This window comes from Serratia sp. A07 (assembly GCF_058725505.1).
The window spans coordinates 1-24,421 of sequence record NZ_JBZXDO010000024.1; the positions used below are offsets into that span (position 1 = coordinate 1).

Sequence of the window (24,421 nt, forward strand, 5' to 3'; positions counted from 1 at the left end):
CCGTTGCCGTGGGAGTGGTACAACGACAGGGACGTGCGCACTATCGTTGAGCTTGGCCGCGTAGTTGGCTTTGATCCCAAGCGTGATATGCCGTTTGACGGCGAGCGCCACAACGCCTTAGCCGATGCTATCCACCAGGCGAAATATGTTTCCGCAATTTATCAGCGCCTGTTTTCAGGCCACCAGCAAGATTAAATCAAGGGGGGTTCATGAATAATAAAAAAGAAGGTACAGAGCTGGATTTGCTAACCCCAGAAGAGGTGTGCAAACTTATTGGAGGGGTTACTACTAAAACTTTGAGGGATTGGAATAATAATCACCGTCACCGGCAGATTTTAGCGCCCATTCGGTTTACACATAAAGTAGTCCGGTATGAGCGCAAAAATGTTTTGGCTTTTATTGCTAAATGCAGAAGCGTTTATTAACGTTTCTTTCTTAATAACGCAACCTGAGCGAGTATACTAGTCTCATGTGCCTCAAAGGCCAGCCGCTTCAGTGCCATCTCTTCATTTAATATTTCGTCGGAGAAATCATAAAACTCACCCATAGGGTCTGACTCTTTGTCAGAATGATGCATACACAATATGCTTATTTCCTTCGAATCACTTCGTGAATAACCTTTATCTCTCATCGTGGCGATAACATTACTCTTCAGGAATTTTCGGCACATTGTATTAAATGCACCTTCTTTCCCCTTCACCGTACCATCATGCCGAACACCTTTCACGGCGTTCTCTGGGCTATAAATTTTTATTAGCTTGTCCAGGGAACGCTTAGAAAATGGCTGTGATGGGTCACGCGGCTGGAGGAACACGTAATCTTTATTGCACCCTTCGACAGAATCCCTCCACGCCTTCTGCTCTTCAAGAATCTTCCCGATGCCTGGCGTTATAGGTAGCCGGAATTCTTTCTGGGTTTTCATAGCCCCGCGCATGCCAATTACCCCAGCCGGATATACTATTTCCCCTACCTGCTCATTGATAAAACTCCATCGCAAGTTGCTGACGTTGATCGGCCTGACGCCAGTTAGGATCATGTACCGCATCGCGTTTTTCTGATGCACTGACCTGGCCGCAGCTATGTTAAGCCACAAACCCGCGATAGACTCAATATCGGTAAACAGACGTGTCGGCGTCGGCTTCTGGACTCTCGATGATATGTAGTCACTCGGCATGCTGGCGGCAACGTTGCGCCCGTTACAGTAACGTAGCGCGCCAAATTTCCATAGCCGTCGCAGTTCTGCTGATAGCTCCAACGCCTGGTTATTGGATTTGGTTTCTATCCAGATATCGAAAACTTCAAGCAGGCGGTTATATGTCACATCGCTGAAAACCTCACGTTCACCGAACGCGGCAGATATTTGTTTCGTCCGTGTGCAGTAGGTTTTGAAGCTATCCTCCCCCAACTTTTTACGCTGAACTTTAGCGTATAAGTCCTCTTCATACTCTCTGATTGCCTGTTGTACCGACTCAGCTTTCAAGCCGTTATCGGCGATGTCCTGAGCTTTCTCCCTGGCGATCTGAATAGCCATTTCTGGCCACTCCCCCAGTTTTTTACCCTTAAGCCCCATCTTCTTTGGAAACTCAGCGTAGAACGTGACCTTTCCTGCTTTGCTAAAATCTATGCGCAGATAGTTGTCTTTTTCGTACTTCGATCGCCGAGCTTGGCCGAGGTGCGCCAAAATGATTTTGGCGGCAGCAACACAGATTCTCATGTGTGAGCTTGCATAAGGTGGCTTGCAGTCTTCCCAACGTGCAGATGCGGCCAAGAACTCATCATTTTTGGGGATATCCTGCATCTGTGTTACAGTGCGCGGCATTGATATTTCCTTGTATCAGAGGCCACCAGCACTAAGCTCACACATGAGGTTAAATCTGGGGGCTAAAAAAGGCATGTGTTGCCATTCTGTGTTGCTGAACATGGTTTTTCAATGTTTCAAACACTGTATAAATATACACATAGTGCGGAATCGTGCGCAATAACTAAAGCCTATAAATGCATGATTTAAATAGATTAAACTCGTAAGTGATTGATATGGCATTATTAATAACAAAGCGGTGTATCAACTGCGACATGTGCGAGCCGGAATGCCCGAACCAGGCGATTTCGATGGGCGATGAGATTTATCAGATCGATACCGATCGCTGCACCGAGTGCGTCGGCCATTATGATACGCCGACCTGTCAGCAGGTTTGCCCGATCGACAATACCATCATCACCGATCCGCAGCATCGCGAGAGCAACGAACAGCTGTGGGACAAGTTCGTGGTGTTGCACCACGCCGATCGCATTTAATCCGCCGCAGGACTGACAAGGGCGCCACAGGCGCCCTTTCTCTTTTCAGCTTTCGACGATCACCGTCGCGCAGGCGTAGCGCCGTTCGTCGGCCAGCGAAACGTGGATCGCGGCGACCCCCATCTCCCCGGCCAGCTCGGCGGCGCGGCCGTGCAAACGAATATTCGGCTTGCCCAACGCATCGTTGAACACTTCGAACTGATTGAACGCCAGGCCGTTGCGAATGCCGGTGCCGAACGCCTTGGCGGCGGCCTCTTTCACGGCGAAACGTTTGGCCAGAAAGCGAATCGGCTGCTGGTGCTGCTGATACAGCGCCCACTCGGCGTCGCTCAGCACGCGGCGTGCCAGACGATCGCCGCTGCGCTCCACCACCGCTTCGATACGCGCCATCTCGACGATGTCGGTACCCAGCCCGAGCACCGCCATTACCGACGCGCTTCCCGCATCAGCACTTTCATGTCGGCAACCGCAGCCGGCAGCCCGCACATCACCGCCTGGCCGATAATTGCATGGCCGATGTTCAGCTCGTGCATTTCCGGCAGCGCGGCAATCGGCTGCACGTTGTGGTAGGTCAGGCCGTGGCCGGCGTTGACCTTCAGCCCCTTCTCGGCCGCGTAGGCGGCGGCTACCGCGATGCGGCGCAGCTCGGCCTGTACCGCCAGCTCGCCCTGCGCTTCGGCGTAGGCACCGGTGTGGATCTCGATATAAGGAGCGCCCACCGCCACCGCCGCGTCGATCTGGCGATGATCGGGATCGATGAACAACGAGACCAAAATGCCCGCCTGCGCCAGGCGCTCAACCGCCACGCTCATTTTGTCCAGCTGGCCGGCGACGTCCAGGCCGCCTTCGGTGGTCACTTCTTCACGCTTTTCCGGCACCAGGCAGCAGAAGTGCGGCTTCAGCTCAATGGCGATATCCAGCATCTCGTCGGTCACCGCCATCTCCAGATTCATGCGCGTCTGGATGGTCTGGCGCAGCAGGCGCACGTCGCGGTCGGTGATGTGGCGGCGGTCTTCGCGCAGATGCACGGTAATGCCGTCGGCCCCCGCCTGTTCGGCAATGAATGCCGCCTGAACCGGATCCGGGTATTGGGTTCCGCGCGCGTTACGTAACGTGGCGATGTGATCGATATTGACGCCCAGCAGCAAATCAGCCATGACAACCTCTAAATACGATTTTCAGTGCCAGCAGTTTACACGCGGGCGCAAGGCGGCAAAAGGGGAAAAGGTCAGGCGTCGTCGACCGGCGTATTCGGCTGTTTGCGCACAAACTGACGGAACAGTTCGCGGCTCTTCAACGGTTTGCCGCCGAGGTAGGGTTTCAGCGCCATACGGGTGAAACGCTTGGCGGCGCGCAGCGTCTCGGCATCGGGAAACTGCCGCTCCGCCAGCGCGCGCAGTTCGCGCCCGGTGAAGCTGTAGTGATCCACCACCAGGCTGGCGATAAAGCCTTTCTCTTCGCGGTAACGATAGGTCATGGCATCATCCACCGGCAGGCCGCTGCCGGCGCAGTGCAGGAAATCGAGGCCGTAGCCCAGGTGGTGCAGCAAGGCCAGTTCGAACTGACGCAGCGCCTGCTCCGGCGAGCTGTCTTCCGCCGCCAGCGCCTGCAGGCATTGCAGATAGTCGAAGAACAGCACCGAGTAGTTGGTTTCCTGCTCCAGCACGCGCGCCAGCAGTTCGTTCACGTACAGGCCGCTGTAAAGCATCATGCCGCTGAGAGGTAAACCGAGGGAGACCGCTTCGGCGTTGCGCAGCGTTTTCACTTCGCCGCGGCCGCCCCAGCGCACTAACAGGGGGGTAAAGGGCTGCAGGCAACCCTTCAGATTGGAACGGCGGCTGCGCGCGCCTTTCGCCAGCAAGCGCACCCGCCCATGACCTTCGGTAAACAGATCCAGCATCAGACTGGTTTCACTGTACGGCCGCCCATGCAGGACGAAAGCGCGCTCCCAGCCGTCCACGGATCGTTACTTCAGATCGTCAACATAGCCCAGGCTGCGCAGCGCACGTTCGTCGTCCGCCCAACCGGATTTCACTTTCACCCACAGCTCGAGATGCACTTTGGCGTCGAACATCTGTTCCATGTCCTGGCGCGCTTCGATGCCGATGGTTTTGATCTTGGCGCCTTTGTTGCCGATGACCATTTTCTTCTGGCCTTCGCGCTCGACCAGGATCAGGCCGTGCACATCGTAGCCGCCGCGATCGTTAGCCACGAACTGTTCGATTTCCACCGTCACCGAATACGGCAGCTCTTCGCCCAGGAAACGCATCAGCTTCTCGCGGATGATCTCGGACGCCATAAAGCGCTGGGAGCGATCGGTGATGTAGTCTTCCGGGAAGTGGTGTTCCGCTTCCGGCAGCAGCTTGCGCACGATACCGGCAATGGTGTCGACGTTCATCCCTTTCTCGGCGGAGATAGGCACCACGTCGAGGAAGTTCATCTGCTGGCTGAGGAACGCGATGTGCGGCAACAGCTTGGATTTGTCGGTGACGTTATCGACCTTGTTGATCGCCAGCAATACCGGGCAGCGCAGGCTGCGCAGCTTGTTGACCACCATTTCGTCGTCGGCGGTCCAGTTGGTGCCTTCGACCACGAAGATCACCAGTTCGACGTCGCCGATCGAGCTGCTGGCCGCGCGGTTCATCAAGCGGTTGATGGCGCGTTTTTCTTCGATGTGCAGCCCAGGGGTGTCGACGTAGATCGCCTGATAGGCGCCATCGGTGTCGATGCCCATGATACGGTGACGGGTCGTCTGCGGCTTACGCGACGTAATGGAAACCTTCTGCCCCAGCAGTTGGTTCAGCAACGTCGATTTGCCCACGTTCGGGCGGCCGACGATGGCGATAAACCCGCAGTGTTGTTTTACTTCGCTCATTCAAGCTCCAGCTTTTTCAGCGCTTGTTCCGCTGCCGCCTGCTCGGCTTTACGGCGGCTCGAGCCGGTGCCCACCACGGGCTCGCTCAAACCACTCACCTGGCAGTGGATGGTAAACTCTTGGTCGTGCGCTTCACCGCGAACCTGCACCACCAAATAAGAAGGCAACGGCAGATGACGCCCCTGCAAAAACTCCTGCAAACGGGTTTTCGGGTCTTTCTGCTTATCACCGGGGCTGATTTCGTCCAACCGGCTGCGATACCAGTCCAAAATCAGACGCTCGACGGTCTGGATGTCGCTGTCCAGGAACACGCCGCCGATCAATGCCTCCACCGTATCCGCCAGGATTGACTCGCGGCGGAACCCACCACTTTTCAATTCGCCCGGCCCCAGCCGCAGACATTCGCCCAGGTCAAACTCGCGCGCCATCTCCGCCAGCGTGTTGCCGCGCACCAGCGTGGCACGCATGCGGCTCATATCGCCCTCGTCTACGCGAGGAAAGCGGTGATAGAGCGCATTGGCGATGACAAAGCTCAGAATCGAGTCACCCAGAAACTCAAGACGTTCATTGTGTTTACTGCTGGCGCTGCGGTGAGTCAAAGCCTGCAGTAAAAGCTCCTGCTGTTGAAAAGTGTAGCCCAGCTTCCGCTGCAGCCTGTTTATTACGATGGGGTTCATGAGTTACCAATAGATCAAGAATGCGTCAAAAACTTGCAGCATACGGAACAGGCCTGCTTCGCCGAAAGCCGATCCAAAGCTGTTTCGTTTGCAGTGGCTCCCAGCAGGAGCCAACTTTTTATCGCTCGAGAAAGTATTCTACAACGAGTGGAAACATAATGCTGTGTTTATATCCCCTTAATCTTTCACGCCGCAGTAGGCTGCGGCGTGAAATAGACAGAGAATAAGTCAGCGATTAATGAATGCCGCCGATCCGGCTGAAACGCACGCCGGTAGGCCACTCACCTTCCTGCTTTTCAAAGCTCATCCAGATGGCCGTGGCTTTACCCACCAGATTTTTCTCCGGCACAAAGCCCCAGTAGCGGCTGTCCGCGCTGTTGTCGCGGTTGTCGCCCATCATGAAGTAATGTCCGGCCGGCACCACCCACTCCGCCAGCGGTTTGCCCGGCTGTTGGTAGTAAGCGCCCACCTGATCCTGCGTGCCCGGCACGGTCAGGATGCGGTGGGTCACGTTGCCCAGGCTCTCCTGACGCTCGCGCAGACGAATGCCGCCCTGCGGCACGTTGTCGTTCAGCGGGATTTGGTAGAAGCCGTTGCTGGCCTCGCCCATGCCGCTGCGGCTGAACAGCTGCACGAAGTCGCTCGGCTGGGCGTCCGCGTAGGTCACCGCCAGCGCGGTATCGCAGGACTGCCCGCTGTTGCAGGACGGCTGCACCGTAACGCGCTTATTCACCGGATCGTAAGTAATACGATCGCCCGGCAGGCCAATTACGCGCTTGATATAATCGAGCTTCGGATCCAGCGGATATTTAAATACCGCAATATCGCCGCGCTTCGGATGGCCGGTTTCAATGAGCGTGGTCTGGGTAATCGGATCTTTAATGCCGTAGGCATATTTCTCCACCAGAATGAAATCGCCAATCAACAGCGTCGGCATCATTGAGCCGGACGGGATCTGGAACGGTTCGTAAATAAACGAACGCACCACAAAGACCAGCAACAGCACCGGGAACACCGATGCGCCAGTCTCTACCCAACCAGGCTGCTTCGCCACTTTCGCCAGCGTTTTATCGTCTACGGCGCCCGCGGTCTGCTCGTTGACCGCCGCGATCTTCGCGCGGCGGGCCGGCGCCCATTTAAAGCGCTCGAAGCACCAGATGATCCCGGTGACCAGGGTGGCCAACGCCAGGATCAGGGCAAACATATTCGCCATGCAAACTCCCTCGTTTCGCGAACTCGTCGCGGTTACTTGCCGTCTTTACCGACGTGCAGAATGGCCAGGAACGCTTCCTGCGGCAGCTCGACGTTGCCGACCTGCTTCATGCGTTTCTTACCGTCTTTCTGTTTCTGCAGCAGCTTTTTCTTACGGCTGACGTCACCGCCGTAGCATTTCGCCAGCACGTTTTTACGCAACTGCTTCACGGTGGAACGCGCGATGATGTGCGTGCCGATCGCCGCCTGAATCGCGATGTCGAACTGCTGACGCGGGATCAGATCTTTCATCTTCTCCACCAGTTCACGGCCGCGATACTGCGAGTTGTCGCGGTGGGTGATCAGCGCCAGCGCATCCACGCGCTCGTTGTTGATCAGCACGTCCACGCGCACCATGTCGGAAGCCTGGAAGCGCTTGAAGTTGTAATCCAGCGACGCATAACCGCGCGACGTGGACTTCAGGCGGTCGAAGAAGTCGAGCACCACTTCCGCCATCGGGATTTCATAGGTCAACGCCACCTGGTTGCCGTGGTAGACCATGTTGGTCTGCTCACCGCGCTTCTCAACGCACAGGGTAATGACGTTGCCCAGGTATTCCTGCGGCATCAGCATGTGACATTCGGCGATCGGCTCGCGCAGTTCCTGGATATTGTTCAACGGCGGCAGCTTGGACGGGCTGTCGACGTAGATCACTTCTTTGCCGGTGGTTTCCACTTCGTAGACGACCGTCGGCGCGGTGGTGATCAGATCCAGATCGTATTCACGCTCCAGACGCTCCTGAATGATCTCCATGTGCAGCAGGCCGAGGAAGCCGCAGCGGAAGCCGAAGCCCAGCGCGGTGGAGCTTTCCGGCTCGTAGAACAGGGAGGCGTCGTTGAGGCTCAGTTTGCCCAGCGCATCGCGGAAGGATTCATAGTCGTCGGAGCTGATCGGGAATAGACCGGCGTACACCTGCGGCTTCACTTTCTTGAAGCCCGGCAGCGCTTTATCCGCCGGCTGACGCGCCTGCGTCAGGGTATCGCCCACCGGCGCGCCGAGGATGTCTTTGATCGCGCAGACCAGCCAGCCCACTTCGCCGCAGTTCAGCACGTCGCGATCGACCTGCTTCGGCGTGAAGATGCCCAAACGATCGGCGTTGTACACCTGGCCGGTGCTCATGACCTTGATCTTGTCGCCCTTGCGCAGCGTGCCGTTCTTGACGCGCACCAGAGACACGACGCCCAGGTAGTTATCGAACCAGGAGTCGATGATCAGCGCCTGCAGCGGCGCATCCGGATCGCCCTGCGGCGGCGGGATGTCGCGCACCAGGCGCTCCAGCACCTCGGGCACGCCGACGCCGGTTTTGGCCGAGCAGCGCACCGCATCGGTAGCGTCGATGCCGACGATGTCTTCGATTTCCTGTGCGGCGCGATCCGGATCGGCGGCCGGCAGGTCAATCTTGTTCAGTACCGGCACCACTTCCAGATCCATTTCGATCGCGGTGTAGCAGTTGGCCAGCGTCTGGGCTTCTACGCCCTGACCGGCATCAACCACCAGCAGCGCGCCTTCGCAGGCCGCCAGCGAGCGGGAAACTTCATAGGAGAAGTCAACGTGGCCGGGAGTGTCGATAAAGTTGAGCTGATAGGTCTGCCCATCCAGCGCTTTATAATCCAGCGTCACGCTCTGCGCTTTGATGGTGATGCCGCGCTCGCGCTCCAGATCCATGGAATCGAGCACCTGCGCGGCCATTTCACGGTCGGTCAAGCCACCGCAGATTTGGATAATGCGGTCAGACAGCGTCGACTTACCGTGGTCAATATGGGCAATAATGGAGAAATTTCGTATATGCTTCATTATAAAAGTTTTTCTGCCTTGGTATTTCTGAATTACTCGCCTATAGAAACCCGCATGGACCTAAAGCGACAGTGAATGGGTTAGGCCGTCTTGCACCTGAATCGCTGCATTCTACATGCCACACCACTGAAAACCTAGCGATCGGTGCAGTGAAGGCATTCTATTATGCGCAGCTAAATGTTACAGGGCACCCCGGCGGGTGAAAACAGATGTTAACGCGGACGATACGGCCTGAACCCAAGGCTTGCAGGTGCTTCGTGGCCGTCAAACTCCGGCACTAATACATAACCGGCCGCAGCGCAATAAACCCTCTCCGAAATTATAAGAAAAGAATATTTGGATCAACCTCTTAGAATTCCATTTCGCCCCTCTTCCTTTAGGAAAAACCCCATATACGCCACCACCGCCCCTCGGATAGAAAGGGCATGAACTCCGCGACAAAACATTATTCCGGGCACTACATCGGCAGCCCACCGGGGTTCAGCAGCATATCTGCGTACGTTGATTGGAAGGTGCATATGATCGATAAAGGGCAAATGCTGAGCCGGCACGATTTTTCGAAGGTCAACTGGGGCATTCTGGCGGCGGCGGCGCTGCTGTTTAGCGTGGGAGCCGCGCTGTTGGTGCTGCCGCTGCTGAGCAGCATTGATGAGAGTGAAGTCATCACGCTGTTGCAGGCCGGCGCGGGCACGGTTTTACTCGGCTGTACGCTGCTGGCGCTGCGGCACTATCTGCGCCCGACGCTGACCTATCGCCTGTACGAGCACGGCGTGCGGGTCTTTGACGGCCACCATCACAAAGAGCGCTTCATCCCGTTTGAGAAGATCGGCGACATCTATCGCTTTCACGGCGGCAAAGCTTTTGGCGGGCTGTTTGACGTCACGGCGTTCCGCGCCGGCGCGGATCAGCCCTGGTGTACGGTTTTCAGCAACGTCGCCCATTCGTGGCGGCTGGCGGACGTGATCGTTGACCAACAGCTGCAGCAGCGCGGGCCGCTGGCATTGAATGCGCTCTATCAGGGGGAGGTGGTGCCGTTTCACACCGTTGAGGGCGACGCACGCTGGCTGTGGCAGCTGCTGCTGGGCAAACGGCAAGGTACGCCGACTGAAACGCTGCGGCTAAGCGCCACCTTGCTGGCCACGGAACGGGGAAACGTGCCGCTCGAGCAGATCCGCGCGGTGGAAAACCATCCGCGGCGCGGCATCCGTTTGCTCGACGGCCAGGGAAATGTGCTGTTCGCGATTAACTACGATTCGCTGCTCAGCGCCGATCTGTTTATCGCGCTGTTGGAGCATATGATCCACAACCGCATCCCCGCCTATCACAACCCGGCGATGACGCGGCCGTCGGTTTAAATCAGCGGGGAGTTTTCCGCCTGCATGCGCATCGCGGTAGGCGGCAGCCCAATCTGCAGCACCACCGGCTGGTAATCGGCCTGCTCGCCCAGACGCCGGGCCAACCGGCGCGCCAGCATAAAGGCCGCCCCGCCGCCCAGCACGGCGCCGACTGCCGCCGAGGCGTCGCTGCCGAAACAATATTGCAGCAAGGTGCCGCCCAACATCATGCCCAGCAGCGGCGTCAGGTAAACCAGCATGGCGGAGCGCAGCAGGCTGCCCTCCGCAATGCCAACCTCGACACGCTGCCCCGGTTCGAGCGGCTGATCAATATGCACCTGCAGCTGATGCTCGGTTTCCGGCACCAGCTCGTTCAACGCGCGCGCGCCGCAGCCGGAGCGCGCGGTACAGCTGCCGCAACCGGCCTTGGGTTCACAGCGCAGCAGCGCTACGCCCTGTTGCCACGAAACCACCGTGGCCCACTCTTTCATCATTACGGCGATACCTTGAAAGAAATGCTGTCGGCGATGCGCTTGGCCGTAGCCGGCGGCAATTCGCCCACGATAGTGATTTCGTTGCCCGCGCGCACTTCGGTCTGAATGGTGCGGCGCCCCTGACGGTAGTATTGCTGCCCGGCTCCGCTGCCCGCCGGGCTGACGTTGACCGAGAAGCTGAACAGACCGTCGCTGTAAAGCCGGGATTCGACCGGCACGGCGACGTTTGGCAATTTGCGGCGATTGCGCGCCACCTCGTCCACCCCGGCCGGCAGCCAGCCGGTGCTCCAGCTGAGCTGGACGTTCTCCACCGCCGGCAGCGACAACAGCGGTGGCAGGTTGGCCTTGAGCAGCCCCTGCATCGCGCCCTGCACGTCGGCGCCGACCGCGAAGGAGATCACCCGATATTGCTCCAGCGTTTCGCCGTCGCGGTCGAGCAGATCCACCCGCAGCGGCAGCTTGGTGTCCTCGTCCATCCAGACGATGTAGCTGTAGCGGGAACCGTCGCGCGCCACCACGCGCAGCACTTCACACGGCCGATCGGCGATGCGAGTGCTGCCCACGGAGATGAAGTCGTAGTACTTGGCCAGACGGGTGAAATCGGCATAGACGATCGCCGGCAGCGCATCGACGATGTGATCGCCGGTGAGCGTGAACGGCTCCAGGCCAGGCTCGAAGTAGCTGATCCCGCCGCCGCGCTGCAATACTTCGCGGCGCGGGCCGTCCATATGCAACAGCTGGCCGAGCGGCACGTTGCCGATCACCGCATGGCGATAGCGCAACGACTCGATTCCCTGCTTGCTGATGCTGATGTAGGCGAGCTCGTAATTGAGAGAACGGCTGGCGCTGCTCATCTGTTGCAATAACGCCCCGGACGCAGTTGGCTGCGCCGGGGCGATGCTGGAATAGAGCAGGCTGCCCGTCAATAAACAAACGGAGAACCAGATTTGCTTCATTACTGCTGTTGCATTCCTAAAGACTGAGTTCCGGGAACCTGAATGGCAGCCTGTTGCGGGTTGCTTTGTTCAAGCTGCAGCTGATCCGAATGCAGGCGGCGTTGCAGTTCATAGTCCTGCAGCATGGCGTTGATACGCTTGCGCTGTTCCTGCACCTGCTGCTGTTGGCCGCTGCCGGTGGAGAAGCTGTCGGCCGGGACGCCCAGGCTGACCGGTGAGGCCTGGCCCATGATCGGCAGCGTGGTGAAGGCCGGCGATTCGGACGCGTTCGATGACGCAGCAGGTTGGTTATAGTGCTGTACGCCGACGATCACCGCCAGCGACACGCAGGCCGCCATACCGATTTGCGTAATCTGGCTCGCCCAAGGACGCACTTTGTCCCAGAACGGCATTTTCTGCCAGGTATGAGGCTGCGGCTGAGATTCCTGAACGGCGGAAGGCACCAGCCGGGCGGGTTCTTTCTCAAGTGCAGCGGCTACGCGATCGGCGATGTCGAGATGCATCACTTGCCCGACATCACCTCGCAGTGTGTCACGTATCAGGTGATAGCTCTGCCAGCTTTGTTGAAGCGTTCGATCTTGCGACAGAGAACTCAACAGCTCGCTGTCGAACGATTCACCATCCATCAGAGCGGAAAGCTTTTCTTTCTGCATGCCTAAGTACCCTTCCTGTGCCCGCCATTGCTAACGCTGGATCAGCGGTTGAACTTTATTATCGATAGCTTCCCGGGCGCGGAAAATACGCGAACGTACGGTTCCGACCGGGCAATCCATGATGGCAGCTATCTCTTCGTAGCTTAGACCATCCAACTCCCGCAGGGTAATCGCCATGCGAAGATCCTCAGGGAGCGACTCAATGGTACGGAAAACTATCTGTCTCAGCTCTTCTGACAACATTAAGTTCTCAGGGTTCGAAATTTCTTTCAGTGCGCCCGCACTTTCGTAATTTTCCGCATCGTTAGCGTCCACATCACTGGATGGCGGACGGCGCCCCTGAGCAACCAGATAATTCTTTGCCGTGTTCACGGCGATTCGATACAACCAGGTATAAAAAGCGCTGTCGCCACGGAACGATTCCAGTGCGCGATAGGCCTTGATAAACGACTCCTGCACCACATCGGGCACATCGCCCTGCGGCACATAGCGGGAAACGAGACTCGCCACCTTATGCTGATAGCGCACTACCAGTAGGTTAAACGATTTCTGATCGCCCTTTTGGACCCGCTCGACCAGAACTTGATCCGTTAACTGCTCGCTCATCCGAGGTAAACTCTCCCCAAATCCGTCTCCACGCGTAAAATTGTACTGCCAGCCATACATTATTTTCCTGAGCAAGCACTCGCTTGGAGTTCATATAGAACACGAAGTTCCATATCGCCATTGTTTTTTCTGTTGATGTCGCCCTATCCGTGGCTTTTGCCCGGACAGTTAGGCTAACATGAAATTCACTCTTCTTCTGCACACATCATACGTTATGCAACCATCATCTGAACATGTTAGCGATGTACTGATCGTCGGCAGCGGCGCTGCGGGCCTGTCACTGGCGCTGCGCCTGGCGCAGCATTGCAAGGTTACCGTTCTCAGCAAGGGGCCGCTCAGCGAGGGCGCCACCTTTTATGCCCAGGGCGGGATCGCCGCGGTATTCGATGAGACGGACAGCATTGCCTCACACGTTGATGACACTTTGATTGCCGGCGCCGGCCTGTGCGACAAAGAGGCCGTCGAATTCATCGCCGGCAACGCGCGCCACTGCGTGCAGTGGCTGATCGATCAGGGCGTGCTGTTCGACACCGAGGTCAACGCGCAGGGCGAGGAGCATTATCACCTCACGCGCGAAGGCGGCCACAGCCATCGCCGCATCCTGCACGCCGCGGACGCTACCGGTAAGGAAGTAGAGACCACGCTGGTGGGGAAAGCAAGCGCTCACCCCAATATTTGCGTGATGGAGCGCCGCAACGCGGTTGACCTGATTACCTCGAACAAAATCGGCCTGCCGGGCACCCGCCGAGTGGTGGGCGCTTACGTCTGGAACCGCGAGCTGGAGCGGGTGGAAACCTACTGCGCCAAAACGGTGGTGTTGGCCACCGGCGGCGCAGCTAAGGTATACCAATACACCACCAACCCGGACATCTCCTCCGGCGACGGCATCGCCATGGCCTGGCGCGCCGGCTGCCGGGTCGCCAACCTGGAGTTCAACCAGTTCCACCCGACCTGCCTGTTCCATCCTCAGGCGCGCAACTTCCTGCTGACCGAAGCGCTGCGCGGCGAAGGGGCTTACCTGAAGCGCCCGGACGGCAGCCGCTTTATGCCCGATTTTGACCCGCGCGGCGAACTGGCCCCGCGCGATATCGTCGCCCGCGCCATCGACCATGAAATGAAGCGCCTGGGCGCCGACTGCATGTACCTGGACATCAGCCACAAGCCGGCGGAGTTCATCACCCAGCACTTCCCGATGATCCACGAGAAGCTGCTGACGCTGGGCTTCGATCTGACCCGGCAGCCGATCCCGATCGTCCCGGCGGCGCACTACACCTGCGGCGGCGTGATGGTCGATCAGCACGGCCGCACCGATCTCGACGGGCTGTACGCCATCGGCGAGGTCAGCTATACCGGCCTGCACGGCGCCAACCGCATGGCGTCGAATTCGCTGCTGGAGTGCCTGGTGTACGGTTGGTCGGCGGCGGAAGACATTCTGCAGCGCCTGCCGTTCATTCAGCAGGCCAAACAGGTGCCGCACTGGGATGAAAGCCGAGTGGACGATGCGGACGAACGGGTGGTGATTCAGCACAACTGGCACGAGCTGCGGCTGTTCATGTGGGATTACGTCGGCATCGTGCGCACCACCAAGCGGTTGGAACGCGCCCTGCGCCGCATCAACACGCTGCAGGCGGAAATCGACGAGTACTACGCTCACTTCCGCATCTCCAACAACCTGCTGGAGCTGCGCAATCTGGTGCAGGTGGCCGAGCTTATCGTGCGCAGCGCCATGGCGCGCAAAGAGAGCCGCGGCCTGCACTACACGCTGGACTATCCGGATCTGCTGCCGGAAGCGCTGCCGACCATTTTACAGCCTTAAACTCTGCGACAGGGCGCCTAATCGGCGCCCTTTTCTTTTCAGTAAAACAGGTAGAAGTCGGCGATCAACCGGCGGAAATCCTCGGTATAGCTGCCATCGGCCTGCTTGATCGCCAGCGCCTGCTCCCGCAGCGGCGTTTCCCGCCGCGTCAGCGCCAGCAGCACCCGGTGCAGCGGCGTATCGGCCCGATCGCTGACGTTCACTTTCGCCGCCGTCTGCCAGCCGCTTTGCTGCGCCAGACGTTCGAATTCGGCGCCGATGTCGTGCGGCAGCACCACGCAGAACGTTCCCTGTTCCGCCAACAGCTGTGCCGCACAGGCCAACAGCGCATCGTGCGTCAGGGTTTCGGTGTAGCGCGCGTTGTGGCGCGCCTGGTCGCGGCAGGCCACCGCCGGCTCGAAATAAGGCGGATTACTGACGATCAGATCATACTCAGCGGCATGCTGCTGCGCATAATGGTGAATATCCTGCGCATGCACGCGGATGCGCTGCGGCCACGGCGACTCCGCCGCATTTTCGCGCGCCTGGCCGGCGGCGGCTTCATCCAGCTCCACCGCGTCAATGGTCACTTCGTCGCCGCTGCGCTGCGCCAGCATCAGCGCGATCAGCCCGCTGCCGCTGCCGATGTCCAGCACCCGGCGCGCCTGCCCCAGCGGCGCCCAGGCGCCGAGCAGCACCCCGTCGGTGCCCACTTTCATGGCGCAACGATCGTGGGCGACAAAGAATTGTTTAAAGGTAAAACCCCCGCGGCGCGGGGTAAAATCGGCTTTCGATCGCTTGCTCACACTCACCACCTGGCTATAAAACTGGCGTAGCATAAGGCAATCTGATCGACGGGAAAAGAGCGGCTTTCCGCTTAAATAGGTGAAGATCGCGGCCAACCCGTCTATAATCGGCGCCCCAAGTAGAGGTAGACCATGACAGCAACCACTTTTTCCGAACTCGAACTCGATGATCGCCTGATCGACGCGCTGCGCGACAAAGGCTACGATCGCCCCACCGCCATTCAGGCCGCTGCGATCCCGCCGGCGATGGACGGGCGCGACGTCTTAGGTTCGGCTCCGACCGGCACCGGCAAAACCGCCGCCTTCCTGCTGCCCGTGCTGCAGCACCTGCTGGACTTTCCACGCAAAAAATCCGGCCCGCCGCGCGTACTGATCCTGACGCCAACGCGTGAACTGGCGATGCAGGTCGCCGATCAGGCGCGTGAATTGGCTGCTCATACCTCGCTGGATATCGCCACCATCACCGGCGGCGTCGCTTACATGAACCACGCGGAAGTGTTCAGCGAAAACCAGGACGTGGTGGTCGCCACCACCGGCCGTTTGCTGCAATACATTAAAGAAGAGAACTTCAACTGCCGCGCGGTGGAAACCCTGATCCTCGACGAAGCCGACCGCATGCTCGATATGGGCTTCGCGCAGGACATCGAAACCATCTCCGCCGAAACCCGCTGGCGCAACCAGACGTTGCTGTTCTCCGCCACGCTGGAAGGCGAAGCAATTCGCGAATTCGCCGAGCGCATCCTGAAAGAGCCGGTGGAAGTGGAAGCCGATCCGTCGCGCCGCGAACGCAAAAAGATCCTGCAGTGGTACTACCGCGCTGATGACGTGCAGCACAAAACCGCGCTGCTGATCCACCTGCTGAAGCAGCCGGACGTGCAGAAATCGGTGATCTTCGTGCGCAAACGCGAGCGCGTGCACGAGCTGGCCACCTGGCTGCGCGAAGCGGGCATCAACACCTGCTATCTCGAAGGCGAAATGGTGCAGGCCAAACGCAACGAAGCGGTCAAACGCATGATGGATGGCCGGGTTAACGTGCTGGTCGCCACCGACGTTGCCGCACGCGGTCTGGATATCCTCGATATCACCCACGTGTTCAACTTCGACATGCCGCGCACGGCGGACACCTACCTGCACCGCATCGGCCGTACCGGCCGCGCCGGGCGCAAAGGCACCGCCATTTCGCTGGTGGAAGCGCACGACCATCTGCTGCTGGGCAAAGTGGGCCGTTACCTGAACGAGCCGCTGAAAGCGCGCGTGATCGACGAACTGCGGCCGAAAACCAAGGTGCCGAACGAGAAGAGCAACGGCAAGCCATCGAAGAAAGTGCTGGCCAAACGCGCGGAAGATACAGCGAAGAACAAAGAAAAGGCCAAGGTGAAAGTGCGCCACCGTGACGCCAAAAACGTCGGCAAACGCCGTCAGGCGAAGGCCAAACCGGCCGGCGACGCGGAATAACCACCGCTGCCTAAGAAAAAACCGCCTGTACAGGCGGTTTTTTTATGGGCGTTTACTGCTGCGCGTAGTGCGTGGCCAGGCGGTGCCCCTGCAGCCATTTATCCAGTTCGCGGAACTGCGCCTTCAGTTCGTCATTCTGCAAATGCGCCGGCGTTTGCGAGAAATAAAACTGGAACGCGACGCCCTGCTGGTTGCGCGCCCGGGCATCGGCCCCGGCCTGCAACAGCAGCAGCGCCAGGTGCGGCGCGTTAATCTTCGCCGCCAGATGCAGCGGAGTATCCCCCAGCCGGTCGCTCAAGGTGGTGTCCGCCCCGGCCGCCAGCAACATCCGCAGTTGCTCTTCACGCCCGGCCAGCACCGCCGCCGCAAGCGGCGTGGCGCCGGTAACGGCATTACGCACGTTCACCTGCGCCCCTTTGGCCAGCAGCAACCGCAGGTACTGCGCGTCTTGCAGCATCGCCGCGGTGTGCAGCGCGCTGTTGCCGTCCAGCCCCGCCGCCGCCGGGTCGGCGCCGAGATCCAGCAACGCCTGCACGCTATCCGGCTGCTGCGAAAGCACCGCCCACTGCAACAGCGTGACCTGCCGATCGCCCCGTTCGCGCAAGCGATCCTGCGTGGCCTGCGCATGGATACCCTGCGTATCGCCACGCGCCACCGCCTGAGCCAGCGCCAGATTGCTGTGGCCGTCAAACGGCGAAATCTCCTGCCCCATCTGTTGCTCCTTAGCCATCATCAGTAAACCGGTCACCGCGACCAGCGCCAGTAAGGCTATCGCCAGCGCCCGCCGCAAGCGACGCCCTTCAGGCATTGGCCTTCGCCTCCCACGGCTTTTGTTCCGCCATCGAGCTTATCACCTTGTCGATGCCGTGCGCCGTCAGGCTGCGATCCAGATGCTTGCTCGGCCGCCAGTCATCGATGCCGGTCAGGGTATCGTTGTTGGCCAGGGTGATGTTGTGGCCGATGGCGTCCGGGATCAGCGAGGTCGACTCCTGGGTGCTGGTCAGCATGTCATATTGTTCGCTGTAACGGCGAATACCGCCGGCTTCGGCATCTTTCTTCGCCGCCGCCGGATCGATACCCAGGCGATTCAGGGTGTAATCCGACACCCCGGCCGCGTTGAAGGTGACCGCGACAGTGCCGGTCGCCAGCGCCGCCGTGGCCGCCAGGCCGCCGCCGAGCGAATGGCCGGCGATCACCAGCGCATCGCCGAAGGCCGCCTTGGCGCTTTTGGCAGCGGCAACCGCCTGATTGTACTGCACATCGTCATAGCCCGTCGCCTGCCGCACGTTGCTCAGCCAATCGCGCCAGTCGTTGGTGCCGGCGAACGCCAACACATACTGCTTGTCGTTGCTGTAAATCCCAGCCTGGAAACCGCTGCCCGCGTCGTGCAGGCTGGCGGGATCGATGCCGAAACCGAGCAGCGCGCTGTCGCTCAGGCGGTTGAACCCGGCGGCGCCCTGGCCATTGAGTGAGTAAACGTCCTTGGCCAACAGCGCCAACGCATAATCCCCCTCCTGCGATTGCTGCCCCCGCGTCACGCCCGGCGCTGCCGCCGCCGTCGGTACCGCCGCTGAGATATCGCCGACCAGCGTATTCAACAGATTCTGCGCGTTCAGCGTGTTCTGAGAGGGAGAGGCCACCGGCGCCGGATTTGCCGGCGCTGCCGCGGGCTGCGCCGCCGTCGCCGTCTCGGCAGCGGCGCGAGGCGTAGGGATCGCGGCCACCGGGGATACTGCAGAGGTAAAACTTAAAGGCATACTCATGCCGACTCCTTGTCGATAGACTTTTTATTGAGCACCTGAATAGGTGCTGATTTAGCTATCGGCAGGTCGGATGAGTTCTGTATTAGAAATGCTTATCTTTGTACAGAATGTGATCCACGTTCGGTTTTCGGCCGCCAAACGCCAGAAAGGGAGCCGAAGCTCCCTGATTGACTGCGCCGCAAATTACAGGCTTTCGGTAAAGGTGCGGGCGATAACGTCGCGCTGCTGTTCCGGCGTCAGGGAGTTGAAGCGCACCGCATAGCCGGACACGCGGATGGTCAGCTGCGGGTATTTTTCCGGGTGCTTGACCGCGTCTTCCAGGGTTTCGCGACGCAGCACGTTGACGTTCAGGTGCTGACCGCCTTCCACGCGCACGGTCGGCTGCATTTCCAGCGGCACTTCACGGTATTCGATCTGGCCCAGGTCGCTCACCGCGACAACCTGATCTTCCGCGTAGTTGGCCTTGGCGCACACGCAGCGAGCTTCCGCTTTTTCATCGTCCAGCAGCCAGAAAGAATTCACCAGCGCCTGGTCATTCGCTTTGGTAATTTGAATACCGGTAATCATTATGTTGCCTCCGTACAAGGGCGTAAAAATTCACGTCGTGAGAAAACCCAATTCTGGTTTCGGCCATTTGGTAAAACCATTGCTGTCTTGTTGTTCTGTATACCAGCCTGACCGGGCCAGTTCCTTGATTAAAGTCAATTTTTACCGGGTAGGCACAGGGCGTGAAGGGGCAAATTTATGTTTTATATCAATTTTCCCACTGCGGCAAAAACCAATTATTTTTGTAAATTTTCAAAAATAATTGCATAAGACACGGCGGCGAGAAATGAAAAGCGGGTTTCGCTGCGCGTGCCGAAACGGTAAGCTATAGCCCATGAATTGCTAAAGAAAACAAAGGAGAGCGTTTATGGCCACCTCCCTCACCTGGCATGACGTGATCGGCAAAGAGAAAGAGCAGCCCTATTTTGTTGAAACGCTCGCCTTTGTTGCCGCTGAGCGCCAGGCCGGTAAGACCATTTATCCACCGCAGAAGGACGTGTTCAACGCTTTCCGCTATACCGAGCTGGCGGACGTCAAGGTCGTCATCCTCGGCCAGGATCCGTATCACGGCCCCAATCAGGCGCACGGCCTCTCTTTCTCGGTGCGCCCCGGCGTGCCGGCGCCGCCGTCGCTGGTGAACATGTATAAAGAGCTGGCGACCGACATTCCCGGCTTCGAACGCCCGGATCACGGCTACCTGCAAAGCTGGGCCGAACAGGGGGTGCTGCTGCTCAACACCGTGCTGACGGTGGAAGGCGGCCGCGCGCACTCGCACGCCAACCTGGGCTGGGAAACCTTTACCGATAAAGTGATCGCCGCCCTGAACGAGAACCGTGAAGGCGTGGTGTTCCTGCTGTGGGGCTCGCACGCGCAGAAGAAAGGCAACTTTATCGACCGCAACCGCCACCATGTGCTGAAGGCGCCGCACCCGTCGCCGCTCTCCGCGCACCGCGGTTTCCTCGGCTGCCGTCATTTCTCGCAGGCCAATCAGCTGCTGGAGCAGCAAGGGCTCACGCCGATCGACTGGATGCCGCGCCTGCCGCAGGCGTAGCACAGAGACAAAAAAGGCACCCTCGGGTGCCTTTCTTTATGCGTTGCCGGGGCGATTACGCCTTGGCTTTGGAAACTGCAACCATCGCCGGACGCAGCAGGCGGCCGTTCAGCGTATAGCCTTTCTGCATCACCATCATCACGTGGTTCGGTTGGTGATCGGCGGATTCCATCATGCTCATCGCCTGATGCACTTCCGGGTTGAACGGCACGTTGACGTCGCCGACGATTTCGATGCCGTACTTGCGCACCACGTCCAGCAGCGATTTCAGCGTCAGCTCGATGCCTTCGATCATCGCGGCCAGTTCCGGGTTGTTTTTATCCGCCAGATCCAGCGCGCGCTCCAGGTTGTCGATCACCGGCAGCAGATCGCCGGAGAATTTCTCCAGGGCGAACTTGTGCGCTTTCTCGACGTCCAGTTCGGCGCGGCGGCGGATGTTTTCCGCTTCCGCTTTGGCGCGCAGCAGGCTGTCGCGCTCGTGCTGCTGAGCTTCCGCCAGTTGGGCTTCCAGTTCGGCGATACGCGCATCGCGCAGATCGACGCCTTCCGCCGCTTCCGGCAGCGTATCATCGTGATGAGCGTGTTGTTCCATTTCTTCCGAGACTTGCTCGTTTGGCGTCTTCTGTTCTTTACTACTCATGAATATCTCCGCGTTTTAGCATTAATCTCGCAACTTGGCTTATTATGGGGATCAAAACCGGGGTTTCAAGTCAACCGGTCACAATGTGGGGCATAAACGGGTCCCGGTGAGGAAAATCACAACAAATGAATAAAAAATTCGCCTGTATTGGCATTGTTGGCCACCCGCGTCACCCTTCAGCGCTGGCAACCCACGAGATGCTGTTCCACTGGCTGGTCGCCCGCGGCTATTCGGTGATGGTCGAACGCCAGATCGCCCATGATTTGGGGCTGAAAGACGCCGTGACCGGCAGCCTGGCGGATATCGGCCAGCGCGCCGATCTGGCGGTGGTGGTCGGCGGCGACGGCAACATGCTCGGCGCCGCGCGCGTGCTGGCGCGTTACGACATCAAGGTGATCGGGGTCAACCGCGGCAACCTCGGCTTCCTCACCGATCTCGATCCCGACAACGCCCTACAACAGCTGGCGGACGTGCTGGAAGGCGAATACATCGACGAACAGCGTTTCCTGCTGGAAACCATCGTGCATAAAGAGCACCAGCAGTGCCGCATCAGCACCGCCATCAACGAAGTGGTGCTGCACCCCGGCAAAGTGGCGCACATGATCGAATTCGAAGTGTACATCGACGATCGCTTCGCCTTCTCGCAGCGCTCCGACGGCCTGATCATCGCCACGCCGACCGGCTCCACCGCCTACTCGCTCTCCGCCGGCGGGCCGATCCTCACCCCGTCGCTGGAGGCGATCGCGCTAGTGCCGATGTTCCCGCACACTCTCTCCGCCCGGCCGCTGGTGATCAACGGCGACAGCACCATCCGCCTGAAGTTTTCGCAGATCGGCAGCGATCTGGAGATCAGCTGCGACAGCCAGATCGCGCTGCCTATCCAGGAAGGCGAAGAAGTGCTGATCCGCCGCAGCGATTTCCACCTGAATCTGATTCACCCGAAGGACTACAGCTATTTCAACACGTTAAGCACCAAGCTGGGCTGGTCGAAAAAATTGTTCTAAAATCTGCGCCGGCCACTTTACTGTATATAAAACCAGTTTATACTGTATGAAATTACAGTTATGTGTTTATACACAGGAAGGTTCCCATGCTGGCGCAATTAACCATCAGCAACTTTGCTATCGTTCGTGAGTTGGAAATCGATTTTCAACCGGGTATGACGGCGATCACCGGTGAAACCGGCGCCGGCAAATCCATCGCCATCGATGCGCTGGGGCTGTGCCTCGGCAACCGCGCCGACGGCAACGTGGTGCGCCTGGGAGCCGCCCGCGCCGACATCTGCGCCCGCTTCTCGCTGGCGGACACCCCGTCCGCGCGCGAATGGCTGGAACAGAACCAGCTGGACGACAGCAACGAATGCCTGCTGCGCCGGGTGATCAACGCCGACGGCCGTTCGCGCGGCTTTATCAACGGCACCGCCGTGCCGCTGTCGCAGCTGCGCGAGCTGGGGCAACGCCTGATCCAAATCCACGGCCAACACGCCCATCAGCTGCTGCTCAAACCGGAGCACCAAAAAGCGCTGCTCGACGCCTACGCCGACGAACCCGCCCTGCTGGCGGCGATGAGCCAGGCCTACCAACGCTGGCACCAGAGCTGCCGCGAGCTGGCGCACCATCAGCAGCAGTCCATCGAGCGCGAAGCGCGCAAGCAGCTGCTGCAATACCAATTGAAAGAGCTGAACGAATTCGCGCCGCAGGCCGGCGAGTTCGAACAGACCGACGCCGAGTACAAGCGCCTGGCCAACAGCGGCCAGCTGCTGACCCTCAGCCAGCAGACGCTGCAGCTGCTGGCCGACAGCGACGAGAACAACATGCTCAGCCAACTCTACAGCGCCAAGCACCTGCTGCTCGAGCTGGCCGGGCTGGACGACAAGCTCAGCGGCCTGCTGGACATGCTGGAAGAGGCCTCTATCCAGATCAGCGAAGCCAGCGACGAGCTGCGCCACTACGCCGATCGCATGGATCTCGATCCCAATCGCCTGCACGAACTGGAACAGCGCCTGTCGCGCCAAATCAGCCTGGCGCGCAAACACCAGGTTGCGCCGGAAGAGCTGCCACAGCTGCATCAGCAGTTGCTGGATGAACAACAGCTGCTTTCACAGCAGGAAAGCGACCATGAGCACCTGAACGAGGCGGTCACCCTGCATCACCAGCAGGCGCTGGCGCTGGCGGAGCAGCTGCATCAGAAACGCCTGCATTACGCCGCCGAGCTGACCACGCTCATCACCGACAGCATGCAAGCGCTCTCCATGCCGCACGGCAAGTTCAACATCGATGTGCGCTTCGAACCGCAGCATCTGAGCGCCGAAGGGGCCAGCCGCACCGAGTTCTGCGTCTCCACCAACCCGGGGCAGCCGCTGCAGCCACTGGCGAAGGTCGCCTCCGGCGGTGAGTTGTCGCGCATCGCGCTGGCCATTCAGGTAATCACCGCCCGCAAGATGGAAACCCCGGCGCTAATCTTCGATGAGGTGGACGTGGGCATCAGCGGCCCGACCGCCGCCATCGTCGGCCGCCTGCTGCGCCAGCTCGGCGAATCCACCCAGGTGATGTGCGTGACCCACCTGCCACAGGTGGCCGGGTGCGGGCATCAGCACCTGTTCGTCAGCAAGCAGACCGACGGCACGGTCACCGAAACCCAGATGGCGCCGCTGGATAAGCGCGCCCGGCTGCAGGAGCTGGCGCGCCTGCTCGGCGGCAGCGAAGTCACCCGCAATACGCTGGCGAACGCCAAAGAACTGCTGGCGGCATAAAAAAGCTCAACTTTTTCACTTTCCTGCGGTCTGACAGTGACGCTGTTGACCCGAAAGATATCTAAAGTGCGGCGCGGCGGCGATTCGAAGCCTCCTCAACGGCCTGAAACAGGCCAAGCGCTTGAGGTGCTGAAAGAAAGCCAACGCGTCGCAACTTGAAAGATGAAGGGTATAAAGGTTTCCAACTGCCGCAAGGTCTATTATCATCGGCATCCTATGCCCTAAAGGAATGTGATTACTATGCGCTGTAAAACGCTGACTGCCGCCGCTGTAGTTCTTGTGATGCTGACTGCAGGCTGTTCTACTTTTGAAAAGGTGGTTTATCGTCCTGACATCAACCAGGGGAACTACCTGACGTCGACCGACGTGGCGAAAATTCAGAAAGGGATGACCCAGCAACAGGTCGCTTACACATTGGGCACCCCAATGCTGCAAGACCCGTTCGGGACTCAGACGTGGTTCTATGTGTTCCGTCAGCAACCTGGCCATGAAGACATCACCCAGCAGACGCTGACGCTGACCTTCGACAGCGCAGGCGTGTTGACCGATATCCAGAACAAACCGGCGCTGACCAAGTAATCGGCGCCGCCCGCTCTTCCGGCCCATGAGGGGGCATGATGTTCCTCATGACAGTCGCAGGCTGCAACGCGGAAGAGAAATCAGTTTCAGATAAAAAAT

27 protein-coding genes are annotated in these 24,421 nt (G+C 59.1%); 10 read left to right on the forward strand and 17 right to left on the reverse strand.

Annotated features, from left to right (window positions below; genetic code table 11):
• Both AC4PR2_RS19910 and AC4PR2_RS19915 read left to right on the forward strand, forming a co-directional pair.
• Positions 1–195 (forward strand): 3'-5' exonuclease (locus tag AC4PR2_RS19910; RefSeq protein WP_492175385.1); only part of this gene is annotated, 195 nt, incomplete at its 5' end.
• Positions 196–209: 14 nt separating this feature from the next.
• Positions 210–425 (forward strand): MerR family transcriptional regulator, encoded by a 216-nt coding sequence (locus tag AC4PR2_RS19915; protein ID WP_096242538.1) that lies wholly within the window; start codon positions 210–212, stop codon positions 423–425.
• Here AC4PR2_RS19915 and AC4PR2_RS19920 read toward each other — a convergent pair.
• Entirely contained in the window at positions 422–1,819 is a 1,398-nt protein-coding gene (locus tag AC4PR2_RS19920) for a recombinase (RefSeq protein WP_492175386.1), read from the reverse strand. The genes AC4PR2_RS19915 and AC4PR2_RS19920 overlap by 4 nt on opposite strands.
• A 215-nt stretch (positions 1,820–2,034) precedes the next feature.
• Between AC4PR2_RS19920 and AC4PR2_RS19925 the strand changes: the two genes are divergently transcribed.
• On the forward strand, positions 2,035–2,295 hold the full coding sequence (locus AC4PR2_RS19925; protein ID WP_043138299.1) for a YfhL family 4Fe-4S dicluster ferredoxin: 261 nt from the start codon (positions 2,035–2,037) through the stop codon (positions 2,293–2,295).
• A 45-nt stretch (positions 2,296–2,340) separates the two neighbouring features.
• On the opposite strand, the gene acpS is transcribed toward AC4PR2_RS19925, so the two are convergent.
• The 7 genes from acpS to lepA form a co-directional block, all read right to left on the reverse strand.
• On the reverse strand, positions 2,341–2,721 hold the full coding sequence (gene acpS, locus AC4PR2_RS19930; RefSeq protein ID WP_019452319.1) for a holo-ACP synthase: 381 nt from the start codon (positions 2,719–2,721) through the stop codon (positions 2,341–2,343).
• Positions 2,721–3,452 carry a pyridoxine 5'-phosphate synthase gene (pdxJ, locus tag AC4PR2_RS19935; RefSeq protein WP_047730060.1) on the reverse strand — a complete coding sequence of 244 codons (732 nt, stop codon included), beginning with the start codon at positions 3,450–3,452 and terminating at the stop codon, positions 2,721–2,723. The genes acpS and pdxJ overlap by 1 nt, the downstream gene beginning before the upstream one ends.
• Before the next feature lie 71 nt (positions 3,453–3,523).
• Entirely contained in the window at positions 3,524–4,255 is a 732-nt protein-coding gene (recO, locus tag AC4PR2_RS19940; RefSeq protein WP_004929165.1) for a DNA repair protein RecO, read from the reverse strand.
• 6 nt (positions 4,256–4,261) lie between these two features.
• Complete coding sequence (gene era / locus AC4PR2_RS19945; RefSeq protein ID WP_004929162.1) at positions 4,262–5,170, reverse strand: GTPase Era; 909 nt, start codon at positions 5,168–5,170, stop codon at positions 4,262–4,264.
• Positions 5,167–5,847 (reverse strand): ribonuclease III, encoded by a 681-nt coding sequence (gene rnc, locus AC4PR2_RS19950; protein ID WP_004929158.1) that lies wholly within the window; start codon positions 5,845–5,847, stop codon positions 5,167–5,169. Before rnc ends, era begins: the two co-directional genes overlap by 4 nt.
• Before the next feature lie 235 nt (positions 5,848–6,082).
• Positions 6,083–7,060 (reverse strand): signal peptidase I, encoded by a 978-nt coding sequence (lepB, locus tag AC4PR2_RS19955; RefSeq protein WP_033644122.1) that lies wholly within the window; start codon positions 7,058–7,060, stop codon positions 6,083–6,085.
• Positions 7,061–7,092: 32 nt separating this feature from the next.
• Positions 7,093–8,892 (reverse strand): translation elongation factor 4, encoded by a 1,800-nt coding sequence (gene lepA / locus AC4PR2_RS19960; protein ID WP_492175387.1) that lies wholly within the window; start codon positions 8,890–8,892, stop codon positions 7,093–7,095.
• 518 nt (positions 8,893–9,410) lie between these two features.
• Between lepA and AC4PR2_RS19965 the strand changes: the two genes are divergently transcribed.
• Entirely contained in the window at positions 9,411–10,247 is an 837-nt protein-coding gene (locus AC4PR2_RS19965; protein WP_330113000.1) for a hypothetical protein, read from the forward strand.
• Here AC4PR2_RS19965 and rseC read toward each other — a convergent pair.
• From rseC to rpoE, 4 genes are read right to left on the reverse strand one after another with little or no spacing between them, the layout of a single operon-like run.
• On the reverse strand, positions 10,244–10,720 hold the full coding sequence (gene rseC / locus AC4PR2_RS19970; RefSeq protein WP_004929144.1) for a SoxR-reducing system protein RseC: 477 nt from the start codon (positions 10,718–10,720) through the stop codon (positions 10,244–10,246). The two genes, AC4PR2_RS19965 and rseC, sit on opposite strands and share 4 nt — an antisense overlap.
• Entirely contained in the window at positions 10,720–11,676 is a 957-nt protein-coding gene (gene rseB, locus AC4PR2_RS19975; RefSeq protein WP_025303948.1) for a sigma-E factor regulatory protein RseB, read from the reverse strand. The genes rseC and rseB overlap by 1 nt, the downstream gene beginning before the upstream one ends.
• Complete coding sequence (gene rseA / locus AC4PR2_RS19980; protein WP_049200771.1) at positions 11,676–12,329, reverse strand: anti-sigma-E factor RseA; 654 nt, start codon at positions 12,327–12,329, stop codon at positions 11,676–11,678. Before rseA ends, rseB begins: the two co-directional genes overlap by 1 nt.
• A 30-nt stretch (positions 12,330–12,359) precedes the next feature.
• Complete coding sequence (gene rpoE / locus AC4PR2_RS19985) at positions 12,360–12,935, reverse strand: RNA polymerase sigma factor RpoE (RefSeq protein ID WP_004929136.1); 576 nt, start codon at positions 12,933–12,935, stop codon at positions 12,360–12,362.
• Between the two features lie 214 nt (positions 12,936–13,149).
• Between rpoE and nadB the strand changes: the two genes are divergently transcribed.
• Entirely contained in the window at positions 13,150–14,751 is a 1,602-nt protein-coding gene (gene nadB / locus AC4PR2_RS19990; protein ID WP_330113001.1) for an L-aspartate oxidase, read from the forward strand.
• Positions 14,752–14,789: 38 nt separating this feature from the next.
• Here nadB and trmN read toward each other — a convergent pair whose 3' ends face one another.
• On the reverse strand, positions 14,790–15,569 hold the full coding sequence (trmN, locus tag AC4PR2_RS19995) for a tRNA(1)(Val) (adenine(37)-N(6))-methyltransferase TrmN (RefSeq protein ID WP_049200774.1): 780 nt from the start codon (positions 15,567–15,569) through the stop codon (positions 14,790–14,792).
• Between the two features lie 99 nt (positions 15,570–15,668).
• Between trmN and srmB the strand changes: the two genes are divergently transcribed.
• The gene (srmB, locus tag AC4PR2_RS20000; RefSeq protein WP_492175388.1) at positions 15,669–16,991 is read left to right on the forward strand and encodes an ATP-dependent RNA helicase SrmB; all 1,323 of its coding nucleotides are present in this window, start codon (positions 15,669–15,671) and stop codon (positions 16,989–16,991) included.
• A 52-nt stretch (positions 16,992–17,043) separates the two neighbouring features.
• On the opposite strand, the gene AC4PR2_RS20005 is transcribed toward srmB, so the two are convergent.
• The 3 genes from AC4PR2_RS20005 to grcA form a co-directional block, all read right to left on the reverse strand.
• Positions 17,044–17,799, reverse strand: coding sequence for an ankyrin repeat domain-containing protein (locus AC4PR2_RS20005; protein WP_102984262.1), 756 nt, complete (start codon positions 17,797–17,799; stop codon positions 17,044–17,046).
• Positions 17,792–18,754: a Tle-like phospholipase domain-containing protein gene (locus AC4PR2_RS20010; protein WP_197804387.1), complete on the reverse strand. Its 963-nt coding sequence runs from the start codon at positions 18,752–18,754 to the stop codon at positions 17,792–17,794. Before AC4PR2_RS20010 ends, AC4PR2_RS20005 begins: the two co-directional genes overlap by 8 nt.
• A 183-nt stretch (positions 18,755–18,937) precedes the next feature.
• Positions 18,938–19,321 (reverse strand): autonomous glycyl radical cofactor GrcA, encoded by a 384-nt coding sequence (grcA, locus tag AC4PR2_RS20015; protein WP_004929114.1) that lies wholly within the window; start codon positions 19,319–19,321, stop codon positions 18,938–18,940.
• Between the two features lie 346 nt (positions 19,322–19,667).
• Between grcA and ung the strand changes: the two genes are divergently transcribed.
• Entirely contained in the window at positions 19,668–20,351 is a 684-nt protein-coding gene (ung, locus tag AC4PR2_RS20020) for a uracil-DNA glycosylase (RefSeq protein WP_033635636.1), read from the forward strand.
• Between the two features lie 55 nt (positions 20,352–20,406).
• Here ung and grpE read toward each other — a convergent pair whose 3' ends face one another.
• Positions 20,407–20,991: a nucleotide exchange factor GrpE gene (grpE, locus tag AC4PR2_RS20025; protein ID WP_025303955.1), complete on the reverse strand. Its 585-nt coding sequence runs from the start codon at positions 20,989–20,991 to the stop codon at positions 20,407–20,409.
• Positions 20,992–21,116: 125 nt separating this feature from the next.
• Between grpE and nadK the strand changes: the two genes are divergently transcribed.
• The 3 genes from nadK to bamE all read left to right on the forward strand — a co-directional run bounded on the left by nadK (position 21,117) and on the right by bamE (position 24,322).
• The gene (gene nadK, locus AC4PR2_RS20030) at positions 21,117–21,995 is read left to right on the forward strand and encodes an NAD(+) kinase (protein WP_019452304.1); all 879 of its coding nucleotides are present in this window, start codon (positions 21,117–21,119) and stop codon (positions 21,993–21,995) included.
• Positions 21,996–22,081: 86 nt separating this feature from the next.
• The gene (recN, locus tag AC4PR2_RS20035) at positions 22,082–23,743 is read left to right on the forward strand and encodes a DNA repair protein RecN (protein ID WP_038870807.1); all 1,662 of its coding nucleotides are present in this window, start codon (positions 22,082–22,084) and stop codon (positions 23,741–23,743) included.
• A gap of 240 nt (positions 23,744–23,983) precedes the next feature.
• Positions 23,984–24,322: an outer membrane protein assembly factor BamE gene (bamE, locus tag AC4PR2_RS20040; RefSeq protein ID WP_004929101.1), complete on the forward strand. Its 339-nt coding sequence runs from the start codon at positions 23,984–23,986 to the stop codon at positions 24,320–24,322.
• Positions 24,323–24,421: the final 99 nt, after the last annotated feature.

What these genes read in the sequence shown, in the direction of transcription:
- AC4PR2_RS19915 (WP_096242538.1), top strand. Translation starts at nt 210, where the DNA reads ATGAATAATAAAAAAGAAGGTACAGAGCTGGATTTGCTAACCCCAGAA.
- AC4PR2_RS19920 (WP_492175386.1), bottom strand. Translation starts at nt 1,819, where the DNA reads ATGCCGCGCACTGTAACACAGATGCAGGATATCCCCAAAAATGATGAG.
- AC4PR2_RS19925 (WP_043138299.1), top strand. Translation starts at nt 2,035, where the DNA reads ATGGCATTATTAATAACAAAGCGGTGTATCAACTGCGACATGTGCGAG.
- acpS (WP_019452319.1), bottom strand. Translation starts at nt 2,721, where the DNA reads ATGGCGGTGCTCGGGCTGGGTACCGACATCGTCGAGATGGCGCGTATC.
- pdxJ (WP_047730060.1), bottom strand. Translation starts at nt 3,452, where the DNA reads ATGGCTGATTTGCTGCTGGGCGTCAATATCGATCACATCGCCACGTTA.
- era (WP_004929162.1), bottom strand. Translation starts at nt 5,170, where the DNA reads ATGAGCGAAGTAAAACAACACTGCGGGTTTATCGCCATCGTCGGCCGC.
- rnc (WP_004929158.1), bottom strand. Translation starts at nt 5,847, where the DNA reads ATGAACCCCATCGTAATAAACAGGCTGCAGCGGAAGCTGGGCTACACT.
- lepB (WP_033644122.1), bottom strand. Translation starts at nt 7,060, where the DNA reads ATGGCGAATATGTTTGCCCTGATCCTGGCGTTGGCCACCCTGGTCACC.
- lepA (WP_492175387.1), bottom strand. Translation starts at nt 8,892, where the DNA reads ATGAAGCATATACGAAATTTCTCCATTATTGCCCATATTGACCACGGT.
- AC4PR2_RS19965 (WP_330113000.1), top strand. Translation starts at nt 9,411, where the DNA reads ATGATCGATAAAGGGCAAATGCTGAGCCGGCACGATTTTTCGAAGGTC.
- rseC (WP_004929144.1), bottom strand. Translation starts at nt 10,720, where the DNA reads ATGATGAAAGAGTGGGCCACGGTGGTTTCGTGGCAACAGGGCGTAGCG.
- rseB (WP_025303948.1), bottom strand. Translation starts at nt 11,676, where the DNA reads ATGAAGCAAATCTGGTTCTCCGTTTGTTTATTGACGGGCAGCCTGCTC.
- rseA (WP_049200771.1), bottom strand. Translation starts at nt 12,329, where the DNA reads ATGCAGAAAGAAAAGCTTTCCGCTCTGATGGATGGTGAATCGTTCGAC.
- rpoE (WP_004929136.1), bottom strand. Translation starts at nt 12,935, where the DNA reads ATGAGCGAGCAGTTAACGGATCAAGTTCTGGTCGAGCGGGTCCAAAAG.
- nadB (WP_330113001.1), top strand. Translation starts at nt 13,150, where the DNA reads ATGCAACCATCATCTGAACATGTTAGCGATGTACTGATCGTCGGCAGC.
- trmN (WP_049200774.1), bottom strand. Translation starts at nt 15,569, where the DNA reads ATGCTACGCCAGTTTTATAGCCAGGTGGTGAGTGTGAGCAAGCGATCG.
- srmB (WP_492175388.1), top strand. Translation starts at nt 15,669, where the DNA reads ATGACAGCAACCACTTTTTCCGAACTCGAACTCGATGATCGCCTGATC.
- AC4PR2_RS20005 (WP_102984262.1), bottom strand. Translation starts at nt 17,799, where the DNA reads ATGCCTGAAGGGCGTCGCTTGCGGCGGGCGCTGGCGATAGCCTTACTG.
- AC4PR2_RS20010 (WP_197804387.1), bottom strand. Translation starts at nt 18,754, where the DNA reads ATGAGTATGCCTTTAAGTTTTACCTCTGCAGTATCCCCGGTGGCCGCG.
- grcA (WP_004929114.1), bottom strand. Translation starts at nt 19,321, where the DNA reads ATGATTACCGGTATTCAAATTACCAAAGCGAATGACCAGGCGCTGGTG.
- ung (WP_033635636.1), top strand. Translation starts at nt 19,668, where the DNA reads ATGGCCACCTCCCTCACCTGGCATGACGTGATCGGCAAAGAGAAAGAG.
- grpE (WP_025303955.1), bottom strand. Translation starts at nt 20,991, where the DNA reads ATGAGTAGTAAAGAACAGAAGACGCCAAACGAGCAAGTCTCGGAAGAA.
- nadK (WP_019452304.1), top strand. Translation starts at nt 21,117, where the DNA reads ATGAATAAAAAATTCGCCTGTATTGGCATTGTTGGCCACCCGCGTCAC.
- recN (WP_038870807.1), top strand. Translation starts at nt 22,082, where the DNA reads ATGCTGGCGCAATTAACCATCAGCAACTTTGCTATCGTTCGTGAGTTG.
- bamE (WP_004929101.1), top strand. Translation starts at nt 23,984, where the DNA reads ATGCGCTGTAAAACGCTGACTGCCGCCGCTGTAGTTCTTGTGATGCTG.